Genomic DNA, 14241 nt, shown 5'->3' with positions numbered 1-14241 from the left:
CTTAGGTCAGAAAGTATTGCAGCAAGTCATTGAGAAAAAGCTGGCCTTGCGGGGTCGCAACCAGACGTGTCGGGTCGGCCTGCAGCAGGCCGCGTCGTTCGGCTTGCTGGCGGGCGCTGGCCAGTGAATCGACGCTTAGACCTGTTCTTTCGCGAAATAATGCAGCGTCCACACCATTTGTGAGGCGCAGCGCATTCATCAGGAACTCAAAAGGCAATTCCTCGACGCTCAACAGCTTGGAGCCGGCCCGGAACGGCTTTTTCGGATTGAGGTAATCCTTGGGCAGCCGGGTCTTCCAGGTGCGCACAATGCGGCCGTCTGGATGGCTGAGTTTGCCATGGGCACCTGCACCGATACCGATGAAGTCCCCGAAACTCCAGTAATTGAGGTTATGCCGTGCTGCCTTGCCGGGCTGGGCATAGGCCGAGACTTCGTACTGCGCATAGCCGCTGTCAGCCAGCAGTTGCTGACCCGTTTCCTGAATATCCCAGAGGATGTCGTCTTCGGGCAGGACTGGCGGCTGGTTCCAGAAAACGGTGTTGGGCTCCAGCGTCAACTGGTACCAGGACAGATGCGTCGGTGCCAGTGCGATAGCCTGGCGCAGGTCGTTCAAGGCTTCGTCCTGAGACTGATCTGGCAGGCCGTGCATCAGGTCCAGGTTGAAGTTGTCGAAGCCGGCCATGCGCGCCATGTCAGCGGCGCGAATGGCCTCGTCACTGTTGTGAATCCGCCCCAGCGCCTTGAGCTTGGCTTCCTGAAAACTCTGGATGCCGATGGACAGCCGGTTGATGCCCAGTCCGCGATAGGCGCTGAATTTGACCTGCTCGAAAGTGCCGGGGTTGGCTTCCAGAGTGATTTCGATGTCGCTGGCAAACGGGATGCGCTGCTCGACACCGGCCAGCAGCCGGCCCAAGGCTTCGGCGCTGAACAGGCTCGGCGTACCGCCGCCAAAGAAGATCGAGCGCAGTTCACGGCCATGGACGTGAGGCAGGTCCTGATCCAGGTCTGCCAGCAGCGCATCGACATATTCCTGCTCCGGCAGCACCGGGCTTGCGGTGTGGGAGTTGAAGTCGCAGTACGGGCATTTGCGCACGCACCACGGGATATGGATGTACAGCGACAACGGTGGCAGTTGCGGCAGGGCAGCCCTTGGGCTTTCGGACGAAAAGCCAGCCTCACCCAGAAACAGGGGCTGCGCAGGTGGATCGTGGATCATTGCAGACCCAGGCGCTGACGCAGTATGGCCATGGCGCGGGCGCGATGGCTGAGCTGGTTTTTCTCCGTCGGGCTCAGCTCGGCGCTGGAGCAGTTGCGCTCGGGCACCCAGAACAGAGGATCGTAACCGAAGCCATGTTCGCCGCTGGCCGCATGCAGGATGCGCCCGTGCCACAGGCCTTCGCAGAGGATCGGCAAGGGATCGTCGGCATGGCGAACCAGTGCCAGCACACAGACGAATTGCGCACCGCGTTGCTCGTCTGGCACGTCTTTCAGAACGTCCAGCAGCTTGGCGTTATTGGCCGCGTCACCCTTGCCGTCGGCGTAGCGTGCCGAGTAGATGCCCGGTGCGCCACCGAGAAAGTCCACCGCCAGTCCCGAGTCGTCGGCCAGTGCTGGCAGACCGGAAAGGCGCGAGGCATTGCGGGCCTTGAGAATCGCGTTCTCGACGAAGGACAGGCCGGTTTCTTCCGGCTCGACGTGGCTGAACTCGCCCACGGAGCGCAGTTGCACGCTGTCGCCCAGCATGGCCTGGAGTTCTTTGAGTTTGCCGCCGTTGTGGCTGGCCAATACAAGTTGCGTGAGGTTCATCATTGGCCTGGGAAAAGCTCTTGATTGAAACTGAAGCGATGGGTATCGCTGCCAGTCTTGACGTGAATGTCGAAGGTCCGGTTTTCCTGCAGCGGTACAGGGTATTGCGCGATGTAGTAGACCGCGCCGGGTTCGGTGACCTGCTTGAATCTCAAGGGGATCGAGGCGCTGGTCAGGTCTTTGACCGTACCGCTGACCTGTGCCGCCTGTGGCTTGCCATCCTTGATCACGGAAATATTGATCACGCCCTGGTTCTTGCTGCGGATCAGCTCGACGCCTTTGGCGATTTCCGGCTGCAGGAAGGTCGAGTTGAAGGTGGAGTAGTGAACGGTTGTGTCACCGAACCTTTCCTGTCGCTCGCCCTTGATGGCATCGGCTGCCAGCGCAGGCAGGCCCAGACAGGCAGTCAGCAGGAAAATGGCCAGGCGACTCATGTTCGTTCTCCTCCAGAAGCGGTGAATCAGACAGCGACCTGATGTTCCGGCAGGCCGGGGCTGCTGACCCGGTAAATGCCGATTTCACCCAACAGATTAGGCCATAGCTTGCTGGCCCACCCATGGCGGTGCTGTTGATCGACGGCAAGCCTGTCGATCACCTGTGCCTCGCGCTCGCGGCACAGCTCTTCAAAGTCTTCAAAGGTGCAGAAGTGAATGTTCGGCGTGTTGTACCAGGTGTACGGCAGGAACTCGGATACTGGCATGCGGCCCTTGCTCGCCAGGTACCAGCGGCAGCGCCAGTGGCCGAAGTTCGGGAAGGTGATGATGCACTGACGACCGACGCGCAGCATCTCGTCGAGGATGCGGTCCGGGTAGTGCACGGCTTGCAGCGCCTGGGTCATGACCACGATATCGAAGCTGTTGCTGGCAAAGTTGCCCAGGCCCTTGTCCAGGTCCTGCTCGATCACGTTGATGCCCTTGGCCACGCACTCGGCAATGTTGTCCGGGTCGTTTTCCAGGCCGTAGCCGGTGACCTGCTTGTTGTCACGCAACCAGGTCAGCAGTTCGCCATCGCCGCAACCCAGGTCGAGCACGCGGCTGCCAGCGGGAATCCATTCCTGGATGATCTCAAGATCGGCTCTCATGGCGTCCTCACAACGAAATTCGGTTCATGTAGTTACCGAAAGCCTGCAGGTAGCGCGGGATCGGGATCAGGAAGGCGTCGTGCCCTTGAGGCGCGTCGATTTCCAGGTAGCAGACGTCCTTGCGGGCCGCCATCAAGGCGTCCACCAGTTCGCGCGAGCGGGCAGGAGAGAAACGCCAGTCGGTGGTGAAGGACATCACGCAGAACTTCGCCTTGGCACTGGCGAAGGTCTGCGCCAGATTGTCATTGAAGTTCGCGGCCGGGTCGAAGTAGTCCAGAGCCTTGGTCATCAACAGATAAGTGTTGGCATCGAAACGACCGGAAAACTCTTCGCCCTGATAGCGCAGGTAGCTTTCGACCTGGAATTCCACGCTATGGAAGTCGTAGTTGAGTTTTTCACTCTTGAGGCCACGGCCGAACTTCTCGCCCATGGAGTCATCCGACAGGTAAGTGATGTGCCCGACCATGCGCGCCAGCATCAGGCCGCGTTTGGGGATCACGCCGATTTCCTGGAAGGAACCACCATGGAATTCAGGGTCGGTGAGAATCGCCTGACGCGCCACCTCGTTGAACGCGATGTTCTGTGCCGACAGCTTGGGTGCTGACGCGATTGCCAGGCAATGACGCACGCGATCCGGGTAGCTGATGGTCCATTGCAGCGCCTGCATGCCGCCCAGGCTGCCGCCGACAATGGCTGCCCACTGCTCGATACCCAGCAGGTCCGCCAGACGCGCCTGACTGTTGACCCAGTCTTCCACGGTCACGACAGGGAAATTGGCGCCGAAAGGCTTGCCGGTTTCCGGGTCGATGCTGCTGGGGCCTGTCGAGCCGTTGCAGCCGCCGAGGTTGTTCAGGCTGACCACGAAGAACTTGTTGGTATCGATAGGCTTGCCGGGACCGATGCAGCTGTCCCACCAGCCCGGCTTGCGGTCTTCAGTGCTGTGGAAACCCGCAGCGTGATGGTGCCCGGACAGCGCGTGACAGATCAGTACGGCGTTGCTGCGCGCAGCGTTGAGCTGGCCGTAGGTTTCATAGATGAGGTCGTAGGCTGGCAACGAACGACCGCAGGCCAGTGCCAGGGGTTCGCTGAAGTGCGCCAGTTGTGGTGTGACCAGACCGACAGAATCGTGGGGAAAGACCGTGGGCATCGACCCTGCTCTCGCTTGAATGAGGCGTAAGTCTAAAGATCGCGGGGGGTAGCGGCAACAGAGGAAATCTTTTCGCGGATGAATCCGCCCCCATGCACATCCTGTGGGGGCGAATTCATTCGCGAAAGAAACGTCAGATCAGCATGCGCAGAACCTGCGGCATCATGCTCATGGCTGCCAGGTTATTGATGACCAGCATGTCCAGCAGCTTGAGGGCCAGGAAGGCGAAGATCGGCGACAGGTCCAGGCCGCCCAGATTGGGCAGGAACTTGCGGAACGGTGCCAGTGCAGGCTCGCAGATCTGGTTGACCAGTTCGGCGCCCGGGTTGTGGCTGCCCGGTGCGACCCAGGACAGGATCACGCTGATGATCAGGGCAAAGAAGAATATCTTCAGGAACAGCGCCGTCACGCCAATGATCGCCCAGATCAGCAGGTGCAGCGGGTCACCGGTGGTACCGTAGCTCAGCAGCAGGGTCAGGGCCATGAGGATCAGTTGCACGATGATCGCCAGTACCAGCGACGACATGTCCAGGCCGAACACGCTCGGAATGACCCGGCGCAGAGGTTTGAGCAATGGCTGCGTGGCTTTTACGGTGAACTGGCTCAGCGGGTTGTAGAAGTTCGCCCGTACCAGTTGCAGCACGAAGCGCAAGAGGATGATCAGCAGATAAAGACTGCCAATGGTTTGCAGGACGTAAATTGCAGCGGTGTTCAATCCAATCATCGATCTGCTCCGGAAAGCCTGGAAAATTATTTACCCAGTAATTCGGCCAATTCTGCCGAACGATTATCAGCGGCGCTGAGGGCCGTTTCTACCAGTGCTTCAAAACCGCCTGCCTGGAACGCCTTGATGGCGGCTTCCGTGGTGCCGGCAGGTGAGGTCACGCGGCGACGCAATTCGGCGGCATCCACATCACTGCCGGTTGCCATCAACGCGGCACCCAGAGCGGTTTGCAGGGTGAGCTTCTTGGCAACGTCTTCGGGCAGCCCCAGTTTTACGCCCGCCGCCGTCATTGCCTCGATCATCAGAAAGAAATACGCCGGGCCGCTACCGGAGACAGCGGTCACGGCATCCAGTTGTTTCTCTTCGTCCAGCCAGACCGCGATGCCCACCGCCGACAGCAATTGTTCGGCCTGCTCGCGTTGTGCGGCGCTGACCTTGTCGGTGGCATACAGGCCGCTGACGCCTTGGCGCAGCAACGCTGGCGTGTTGGGCATGCAGCGCACGATAGGCGACTCGCCCAGCCACTGGGTCATGCTGGCGCAGGTGATGCCTGCGGCAATGGAGACTATCAGTTGTTGAGGCTTGAGGCTTGGGCGCAGGGCTTCGCAGACGGTTTTCATCATTTGCGGCTTTACTGCCAGCAGCACGACATCCGCGCCTTCGATGGCTTCTGCGTTGTCGGCGACCACGGTGATGCCGTGCTCGGTTGCGATGCGCTCCCGGGTTTCGGCGCCCGGATCACTGGCGCGGATCAGTGCGGCTTCCACGCCCTGGGCGCGCAAGCCGCCGATCAGGCTGGCTGCCATGTTTCCGGCGCCGACAAAGGCGATACGAGTCTTGCTCATGAAAGAGATCCTTGTCTGTGGGTTATGGCTGGCCGTAGTCACGGGCGCCAAAAAGGGCAGTGCCGATCCGCACCCAGGTCGCGCCTTGGGCAATGGCGGCTTCCAGGTCGTGGCTCATACCCATGGAAAGTGTGTCCAGTGGCAGGTTCAGTTGTTCTTGCAGTGTACGGACAGCAGCAAAGGCAGCGTTCTGTTCGGCGCTGTCATCTGTGGGTTCGGGAATCGCCATCAGCCCGCGCAACTTTAGTCGGGGCAGTTCGTTGATGGCTGCCGCCAGGGCTGGCAGGTCCTGCGGCGTACAGCCTGACTTGCTCGCCTCGCCGCTGACATTGACCTGAATGCAGATATTGAGCGGCTCAAGGTGCTCGGGGCGTTGCTCTGACAGGCGTTGGGCGATTTTCAGGCGATCCACGGAATGTACCCAGGCGAAGTTCTCGGCGATAGCGCGCGTCTTGTTCGACTGAATGGGGCCGATGAAATGCCAACACAAGGGCAGGTCGGTCAATTCCTGCTGTTTGCCCAGGGCTTCCTGCAAATAGTTTTCGCCAAAATCGCGCAGGCCGGCGGCAAAGGCTTCACGCAGGTCGCCTGACGGCTTGGTCTTGCTGACGGCCAGCAGGCCGATTGCGGACGGGTTGCGTTGCGCTGCGTGTGCCGCTGCGCGAATTCGTTCTTCGAGCGTTGAAATGTTCGCTGCTATCGTGGACATTGATTTGCGCCAGCAGGGCTAAAGTCTGCGGCATTCTATGTGATTGAGGAGCTGTATGGATATTACCGAGCTGCTGGCTTTCAGTGCCAAACAGGGCGCGTCGGACTTGCACCTCTCTGCGGGGCTGCCGCCGATGATCCGTGTGGACGGCGATGTGCGGCGGATCAACCTGCCGCCGCTGGATGCCAAGGAGGTCAAGGCGCTGATCTACGACATCATGAACGACAAGCAGCGTCAGGCTTTCGAGGAGTCTCTGGAAACCGACTTTTCCTTTGAAGTGCCGGGTGTCGCCCGTTTTCGGGTCAACGCTTTCAATCAGAACCGTGGCGCAGGCGCGGTATTCCGGACCATTCCCTCCAAGATCCTGAGCATGGAAGACCTGGGCATGGGGGAAGTGTTTCGCAAGATTACCGACGTGCCTCGCGGCCTGATTCTGGTGACCGGGCCGACCGGTTCGGGCAAGTCGACCACGCTGGCGGCGATGATCGATTACCTGAACTGCAACAAGCATCACCATATCCTGACCATCGAAGACCCTATCGAATTCGTTCACGAATCCAAGAAATGCCTGGTCAACCAGCGTGAAGTGCATCGCGATACGCTGGGCTTTTCCGAGGCCTTGCGCTCGGCCCTGCGTGAAGACCCTGACGTGATTCTGGTGGGTGAGCTGCGCGACCTGGAAACCATTCGCCTGGCGCTGACTGCCGCTGAAACCGGCCACCTGGTCTTTGGCACCTTGCACACCACCTCGGCGGCCAAGACCATCGACCGCGTGGTCGACGTGTTCCCGGCGGAGGAGAAATCCATGATCCGCTCCATGCTTTCCGAGTCACTGCATGCCGTGGTTTCGCAGTCACTGCTCAAGAAAGTGGGGGGTGGGCGTGTGGCAGCTCACGAAATCATGATGGGCACGCCCGCGATTCGTAACCTGATTCGTGAAGACAAGGTGCCGCAGATGTACTCGGCCATCCAGACGGGGGGATCGGTGGGCATGCAGACGCTGGATATGTGTCTGGCAGATCTGGTGAAGAAAGGGCTGATTACCCGCGAGAGTGCGCGGGAGCGGGCCAAGGTGCCTGATAACTTCTGATTGAGGGGCCTGTCGATGAGACAGGCCTTCATGCGTTAGCGCTGGGCGAGGTGAATGGGCGCTGCCTGCTTGGGCAGAACGCGCTTGGCGATCTTGTAATGGCTGTTCCAGTACGGCTTTTTAAGCGTATCGACAGTCACTGCCTTGCCACGACGGGGTGCATGAACGAAGCGATCATTGCCCAGGTAGATGGCCACATGGTTGATCTTGCGGCTCTTGATGTTGAAGAACAGCAGGTCGCCCGGCTTCAGATCCTTGCGATCGACCTTCTGGCCATGGCCTTCAGCCATGGCATTGGAGGTACGGGGCAGATCGACTTCCTGCACATCATTGAAGGCGTATTTCACCAGCCCGCTGCAATCCAGACCTTTGCCCGGCGTGTTGCCGCCCCAGCGATAAGGGGTGCCGACCGCTTGCAAGGCACGCTTCACGACAGCATTGCCTTGTTTGGCATTTGTGGTCGATACGGCCTTGGTAGCTTTGACGGACTTGGCTGAATTCTTTCTTGGTGCCGGTATCTGAGTGTCGGTGGCACTTTGAAACTTTAGGGGGATAGAGGCTTCCAGTGGGATAGTGCGAGGCGTGATGACTGGAGAAAAGTGGCTCTTGGCGGTATAGCCGGTGAAGCTCGCAGGAAGCTGTTGCTCACGGTTGGTGGCGTGGGCGGCCAGAGGCATAAAAAGGCAAATGGTTAGCCATGTCTTGAAAAAGGGACGCATTTTGCAAGGCTCATAGTGGTCAGCGCGCAACTTTATAACAGCTTTTCGATCAAATCCGACCCCATTTGTCGACCCGATCACACTCGCATCGTTACGTTTTGTGCGACACACTCTTTCGGTTCTCGGCTCAATCCCTTTGCTGACAAGGGGTTGGCTCATCCACTAGCGACGTACTGCCATACGTCGGAACACCTCGTGGAAGTCACAAAACTCACACATATTTTTTTCTATCAGCTCAAAGAGGTAAGAAATGAACAGCTATCGTCCGGATACGCATAGCAAGCTTTTGGGGTATCTGCTGTGGATTGTCGGCTTTCTGGGGGCGCATCGTTTTTACTATGGCAAGCCGGTGACCGGGACTATCTGGTTCTTCACTTTCGGCTTGTTGGGGGTTGGCTGGTTGATCGATCTGTTTCTGATCCCGTCCATGGATCGCGAAGCCGACCTGCGCTTCACCCAGGGTTCGACCGATTACAACGTGGCGTGGCTGCTGCTGACCTTCCTGGGGATTTTCGGCGTACACCGCATGTATCAGGGCAAGTGGATTACCGGGTTTATCTATCTGCTGACAGGCGGGCTGTTTCTGCTGGGCGTGCTTTATGACTTCTGGACAATGAATAACCAGATATCCATCAAGAACGCGCAGCAGGCTCGTGCATGATGTGCGATTTTTAGAGCCATTGCCCGCTAGGGTAGGTGCGCAACTTTTTGCGCACTTTCTCTGAAGTAATGGCTGTTTTCTAACAGGATGGTGTTTGTTTTTTAATTATTTGATATGTATCGCTAATTTGTTTTTTACGCGTTTTTTGTTAATTCTTTGCAGTTCGACCGGTCTTTTTACTGCCTGGTCCCGCCATTTGATCAAGGAGAGTCCTTATGGCAAAGCGCATCCACGCCCCTCGTTCAGGTCTGAACGGTCTTGAGTTTCTTGTCCCTCTCAAACGGCCTTCTTTTGATCTCCTGGCGGGGAAGATGCTGCCATGACTGAGGCTGCTCAAAAGCGTGAAGCGCAGGTGGCGGTGGCACCGCTTAATACCATTGATGTCAAGGATGTCGGGACAGGGGCTGCAGTTTTCGACGCCTGGTTGCAGTCCATCAGCGGCGGAACCGTTACCCTCGAAGGGCTCAAAACCGTGGCAGGTTCATTGCCAGTGGTGGGGAATATCATGGCGCTGGTGGACGCGCTGGGCGATATCGTCACCCTGAGCCAGAGCAAGCAGCGCGATTTTTTCATGTGGGCCAGTCTGGGTATCAATCTGATCGGCGTACTGCCCGCACCTCCGAACATGGCTGCGGCGCGCATGAGTCTGCGCCCGACCCTGTTTCTGGTACGTCAGGAACTGCGTAACAGTGCCAAGACCCTACTGGGTGACTCGCTTATCGAAGTGATCATCGGGCATTTGAATGCCACGATTGTCGGCACCCTTGATGACTTTGTGACGCAGGCACAGTCCAAGTTGGCGGGCATCTTGAGTGATGCGGGTGAGTTAGGAGCCAAGGTTGTAGGCGAAATTGCCGACGGCCTTGAGGCACTGGTCAACGGCAAGCTGGATACCAAAGGTGATCGCCTTGCTGCTCGTCAGCAAGCCAGCGCGGCGGCCAGTCAGGTGCTCAACGACCCCAAGGCCGCTTTCAGCAATGTTTTCGGTGCTATGGCAAGTGCCTATAAATCCGTTGCCAAGGGCATGGCCAACAGTGCCGCGAACAATCTGTTGCCCGAGGACGCTAAAAAACGGGTCCTTACGCACACATCCTCCCTGCGTGCCATGGCCCCGGAGATTCGTACCCAGTTGAGCAAGCTGGGCGATGTGAGCACACAGCATTCAATTGGTTGGCTGCTGAATAACCTGTCGATTGCGGTACAGGCCTTTCGCAAGCGCAAGGCCCATGGGCAAAGCGCTAATGTCAAAAGCACAAGCGTCAGCGAGTCACGTCAACAGTTACCTGAGGGGCAGGCGGGGGTGGTCAACAGGCAGGCGCAAGCTGGCAGCGCTCCCAATCCAGAGAAAAACGAGGTTTGCTCTACCACCTGCAACAGCATCAGCTTCGCCCTCGGCTCCGAAACCTTCAGCCACACCGACTTCAGCCTGCCCGGTCCCTTTCCGATTCACTGGGCGCGCCTCTATAACTCGCGTTTGTCGGCCTACGATCAGGGCATCATGGGCGCACGCTGGATCAGCGAACTCACCACCCGCTTTGACCGGATCGATGACGGGCTGATGTTCCACGACGCCGATGGCCGCAGCCATGCCTGCCCGCTGCCTGCGGTGGGCTTGTTCCATTACGACGCCATCGAAAACGTCACCCTGGTACGGGCTAGTGAAGAGCAACTGGTGCTGTGTCGCGGCTTGGAACGCAAGGAAACCTACCTGCGCCACGGCAGCCAGTACCGCCTCACCCGCGTCGAACTGCGCAACGGTGCCGGGGTGATGCTGCATTACGAGCATCGCCATGGCGACTCCAGCGTGCTGTCCGACATCCTGACCTATCAGGGTGGTGACATCAGCAAGGTGCACTTGCACGTCGGCACAATGCTCGACGAGCATGGCCGCCTGATCGGGTTGTGGGAAATCAAGGACGGCACGCCGCTGCGCCAGCTGTGTCGCTACCAGTACGACGCTGATGGCGATCTGGTTCAGGCGCAGGATGAAAACGGTGCCGCCTGGCAGTATCACTACCAATCGCACCTGATCATCCGCTACACCGACCGCACCGGCCGCGGCATGAACCTGCAATGGGACGGCAGCGGTGCCGACGCCCGAGCCGTGCGCGAATGGGCCGACGACGGCAGTTTCGACACCCGCCTGGAGTGGGACGAAAACATCCGCCTGACCTACGTCACCGATGCCTTGGGCCATGAAACCTGGCACTACTACGACATCAAGGGCTACACCTACCGCATCCGCCACGCCGACGGGCGCTCGGAATGGCTGTTCCGTGACGAGGCCAAGAACGTCGTGCGCCATGTGCACGCTGACGGCAGCACCGACCGCTATCGCTACGACGAGCGCAGCAACCTGCTGCAACATATCCGCGCCGACGACACCGTGGTGCACTACGCCTACGACGATCAGGACCAGTTGATCAAGATCAGCGACGCCGAAGGCGGGCAGTGGCAGCGCGGTTACGATGATCACGGCAATCTGGTCGAAGCCATCGACCCGCTGGGCAACAAGACCGAATATGCCTACAACGACGCAGGTCTGCCCACGGCCATCAAGGACGCCCACGGCAATGAAAAGGTTCTGGCCTACAACGACGCCGGGCAACTCGTCGAATACACCGACTGCTCCGGCAAGAGCAGCGCCTGGAAATACAACGACCTGGGGCAGATGGTCAGCTTCACCGATGCCGCGGGTAACACCACCGAGTACCAGTACAAGGCCGGGCACCTGGCGCTGATCATTCACCCGGACAAGACCGAAGAACGTTTCGAGCGCGATGCCGAAGGTCGACTGCTGGCCCACACCGATGCCCTGGAACGCTGCACCACCTGGAGTTACAGCGCAGCGGGCCTGATTGCCGAACGCATCGATGCTGCCGAACAGACCCTGCGCTACCGCTGGGACCTGCTGGGTCGCCTGACCACCCTGGAAAACGAAAACGAGCGCCGCGCCCACTTCCACTACGACCCTGTAGGCCGTTTGCTGGACGAGTCCGGTTTCGATGGCCGGGTCACCCGCTATCAGTACGACCCGGACACCGGCCGTCTGGCTCGCACCGTCAATGGCGAACGGGCCATCGACCTGAGCTTCGACCCCATGGGTCGCCTGATCGAACGCACGGCGCGCCTGGGCGAAAAGACCCAGACCGAAACCTTTGCCTACGACGGCAACGGCAACCTGATCCTTGCCGATAACCCCGACAGCCGCCTGCAATGGTTCCACGACCCGGCGGGCAACCTGCTGCGCGAGCATCAGCACTATCTGGGCCTGGATAAACCGCAGGTCGCGGTCTGGCAGCATGAATACGATGTGCTCAACCAGCGCATCGCCACCACCCGCCCGGACGGGCACCGGGTCAGCTGGCTGACCTATGGCAGCGGCCATTTGCTGGGGATGCGTCTGGACGATCACGACCTGATCGGCTACGAACGCGACGACCTGCACCGCGAGATTGCCCGTCACCAAGGCAACCGCCTGCTGCAAACCCAGAGCTGGGACCCGGCCGGACGCTTGCAGGAACAACTGCTGGGCCGCTCCGACGACAAATCCACCCTGCTCAAGCGCGAGTATCAATACGACGCCGCCGGCCAGTTGACCGATATCAACGACAGCCGCCGTGGCCCGCTGGCCTATCGTTACGACCCGGTAGGCCGTCTGCTCAGCGCCACCAGCCGGTTGGGCGTGGAAACCTTTGCCTTCGACCCGGCAGGCAACCTGCTGGACGACACCGTCAACGAAATCCGCCGCCCGCTGGACCAGGACCCCAAGCGCAGCCAGTTGCTGGATAACCTGCTGCGCGAATACGCCGGCACTCATTACGACTACGACGAGCGCGGCAATCAGGTACTGCGCTGGCACAACGGTGCCTACAGCCGCCTGACCTGGGACCTGTTCGACCGGCTGGTGCATTTCGACGATGCGCGCCTGGCAGTGGACTACGCCTACGACGCCCTGGGTCGCCGTCTGTACAAGCACTCGACTGCGCACACCCAACACCGCCCCGAAGCGGGCTCGCAATGGAACTGCAACGAACACGCCCGCAAGCAACGCGAACTGGGCTGCGGTTTCACCCTCTACGGCTGGGACGGCGACACCCTCGCCTGGGAAAGCAGCCCGGCACAGCACGAAAGCGGCACCGGCCGCACCGTGCACTACCTGTACGAACCCGGCAGCTTCGTGCCCGTGGCCCAGGCCCTGCGCCAAAGCCCGATCAACCTGCTCGACCAGCCCGACTACAGCGGCCCCTACAACTTCGACGAAGACCCACTGTGGCACCACAGGCCAAAAGCCCAACCCTTCGACGCCCTGGCCTGGTACCAGTGCGACCACCTGGGCACGCCACAGGAGCTGACCGACCAGAACGGCAACATCGCCTGGAGCGCACAGTACAAGGCATGGGGTGAAATCAAGGAACAACGCTCGGCCTCAGCCCAACAGCTCGGCCTGACCAACCCGATCCGCTTCCAGGGCCAGTACCACGATCATGAGACGGGGCTGCATTACAACCGATACCGGTACTATGATCCGAGGGTAGGGCGGTTTGTTAGTAAGGATCCGATTGAACTCGCCGGAGGTATCAACTTCTTTGCGTACGCTCCAAACCCTGTTGAGTGGATTGACCCGTTGGGTCTTGCTAAAGCATCTGGTACTGCGGGAAGAAAGCAAGCCTCAAGTAAGCCTAACCAAAACTCGAATTGCCCATGCAGGAAAAAGTGGGAGGTTAATCGATTCGATCGAGTATGCGAAGGCAATTTGAATGGTACATACGTTAAATACTATCGCGATCCTAAAACGGAGTTGTGGTGGTCTGCCGATACAGAGGGGCATGGTAGCTCTGCATGGAAGGTGATGGCACAGGAGCGTACCGATCTAGTGCATCAGCACGATGCTGATATCTATGGTGATTTCATCACAGGTAAGCACAAGGGTGACACTGGAAAAATTATGTCGATGAAACGCATGAAGTGCCGAGACGCTCGAGGAGGAAATTGATGATTACTAGTGCTGAGGAGTTCAAGCGTTACGCGGAAAGCGAGGATGAGATTGAAAATGAAAAGATTAATGAGTCGGCCTCCGATGAGGTTTGGTTTGACGTGCTTTCAAAATATCCTGAGCTCTCTCGTGTCGTCACTGCAAACGCTTCAATTTCATTGAATGTGTTGGAGAGACTTTCGGTTAGTGATGATGTTGATGTTCGTTGGGATGTGGCAATGAAGCGACGTATAAATAGATCTATTTTTGAGCGATTAGCGAGCGATAAAGAGGTCATTGTCAGACATAGAATTGCCTGTAACCCCAAAGTGCCCAAGGATATTTTAATCGCGCTTGCTTCAGATGAGGACGAGATGATTGCGGAGGCTGCGAGGAAAAGATTGTAAAATTTTTCGGAATTATGCGGCGTAGGCAAAAATGCGAGAGGAAACCGGTTATCTCCAAAACCGGCTCCCCTTCCATT

Annotated in this window: 13 protein-coding genes; 4 read left to right on the top strand and 9 right to left on the bottom strand. The window is 58.8% G+C overall.

The genetic code is table 11. The features are described from left to right. Position 1: 1 nt before the first annotated feature. From hemW to KGD89_RS24030, 8 genes are all read right to left on the bottom strand, one after another. Positions 2 to 1216 carry a radical SAM family heme chaperone HemW gene (hemW, locus tag KGD89_RS24065; RefSeq protein ID WP_025262280.1) on the bottom strand — a complete coding sequence of 405 codons (1215 nt, stop codon included), beginning with the start codon at positions 1214 to 1216 and terminating at the stop codon, positions 2 to 4. After that, positions 1213 to 1809 carry an RdgB/HAM1 family non-canonical purine NTP pyrophosphatase gene (gene rdgB / locus KGD89_RS24060; protein ID WP_038400085.1) on the bottom strand — a complete coding sequence of 199 codons (597 nt, stop codon included), beginning with the start codon at positions 1807 to 1809 and terminating at the stop codon, positions 1213 to 1215. The genes hemW and rdgB overlap by 4 nt, the downstream gene beginning before the upstream one ends. After that, on the bottom strand, positions 1806 to 2240 hold the full coding sequence (locus tag KGD89_RS24055) for a DUF4426 domain-containing protein (RefSeq protein WP_025262278.1): 435 nt from the start codon (positions 2238 to 2240) through the stop codon (positions 1806 to 1808). Before KGD89_RS24055 ends, rdgB begins: the two co-directional genes overlap by 4 nt. A 26-nt stretch (positions 2241 to 2266) precedes the next feature. Then, positions 2267 to 2887: a methionine biosynthesis protein MetW gene (metW, locus tag KGD89_RS24050; protein WP_025262277.1), complete on the bottom strand. Its 621-nt coding sequence runs from the start codon at positions 2885 to 2887 to the stop codon at positions 2267 to 2269. Between the two features lie 7 nt (positions 2888 to 2894). Continuing rightward, entirely contained in the window at positions 2895 to 4034 is a 1140-nt protein-coding gene (metX, locus tag KGD89_RS24045) for a homoserine O-succinyltransferase MetX (RefSeq protein WP_025262276.1), read from the bottom strand. A 133-nt stretch (positions 4035 to 4167) separates the two neighbouring features. After that, the gene (locus KGD89_RS24040) at positions 4168 to 4758 is read right to left on the bottom strand and encodes a YggT family protein (protein ID WP_025262275.1); all 591 of its coding nucleotides are present in this window, start codon (positions 4756 to 4758) and stop codon (positions 4168 to 4170) included. Between the two features lie 26 nt (positions 4759 to 4784). Further along, positions 4785 to 5603 carry a pyrroline-5-carboxylate reductase gene (gene proC / locus KGD89_RS24035; protein WP_025262274.1) on the bottom strand — a complete coding sequence of 273 codons (819 nt, stop codon included), beginning with the start codon at positions 5601 to 5603 and terminating at the stop codon, positions 4785 to 4787. A gap of 22 nt (positions 5604 to 5625) precedes the next feature. Beyond that, positions 5626 to 6312, bottom strand: coding sequence for a YggS family pyridoxal phosphate-dependent enzyme (locus KGD89_RS24030; protein WP_025262273.1), 687 nt, complete (start codon positions 6310 to 6312; stop codon positions 5626 to 5628). A 55-nt stretch (positions 6313 to 6367) separates the two neighbouring features. Here KGD89_RS24030 and KGD89_RS24025 point away from each other — a divergent pair, with 55 nt between their 5' ends. Beyond that, complete coding sequence (locus KGD89_RS24025; protein ID WP_025262272.1) at positions 6368 to 7402, top strand: type IV pilus twitching motility protein PilT; 1035 nt, start codon at positions 6368 to 6370, stop codon at positions 7400 to 7402. Between the two features lie 35 nt (positions 7403 to 7437). On the opposite strand, the gene KGD89_RS24020 is transcribed toward KGD89_RS24025, so the two are convergent. Beyond that, complete coding sequence (locus tag KGD89_RS24020) at positions 7438 to 8121, bottom strand: C40 family peptidase (RefSeq protein ID WP_025262271.1); 684 nt, start codon at positions 8119 to 8121, stop codon at positions 7438 to 7440. Positions 8122 to 8371: 250 nt separating this feature from the next. Here KGD89_RS24020 and KGD89_RS24015 point away from each other — a divergent pair, with 250 nt between their 5' ends. From KGD89_RS24015 to KGD89_RS24005, 3 genes are all read left to right on the top strand, one after another. Continuing rightward, positions 8372 to 8782 carry an NINE protein gene (locus KGD89_RS24015; RefSeq protein ID WP_025262270.1) on the top strand — a complete coding sequence of 137 codons (411 nt, stop codon included), beginning with the start codon at positions 8372 to 8374 and terminating at the stop codon, positions 8780 to 8782. A 319-nt stretch (positions 8783 to 9101) separates the two neighbouring features. Further along, a complete protein-coding gene (locus KGD89_RS24010) occupies positions 9102 to 13778 on the top strand; it encodes an RHS repeat-associated core domain-containing protein (RefSeq protein WP_025262269.1) in 4677 nt (1558 codons plus the stop codon). Continuing rightward, positions 13778 to 14164 carry a hypothetical protein gene (locus tag KGD89_RS24005; protein WP_038400081.1) on the top strand — a complete coding sequence of 129 codons (387 nt, stop codon included), beginning with the start codon at positions 13778 to 13780 and terminating at the stop codon, positions 14162 to 14164. The genes KGD89_RS24010 and KGD89_RS24005 overlap by 1 nt, the downstream gene beginning before the upstream one ends. The last annotated feature ends 77 nt before the right edge of the window (positions 14165 to 14241 follow it).

This window comes from Pseudomonas cichorii (assembly GCF_018343775.1).
GTDB classification, from domain to species: domain Bacteria; phylum Pseudomonadota; class Gammaproteobacteria; order Pseudomonadales; family Pseudomonadaceae; genus Aquipseudomonas; species Aquipseudomonas cichorii.
Note: the sequence above shows the minus strand (reverse complement) of the source record. Positions and strands in the feature narration are given on the sequence as shown.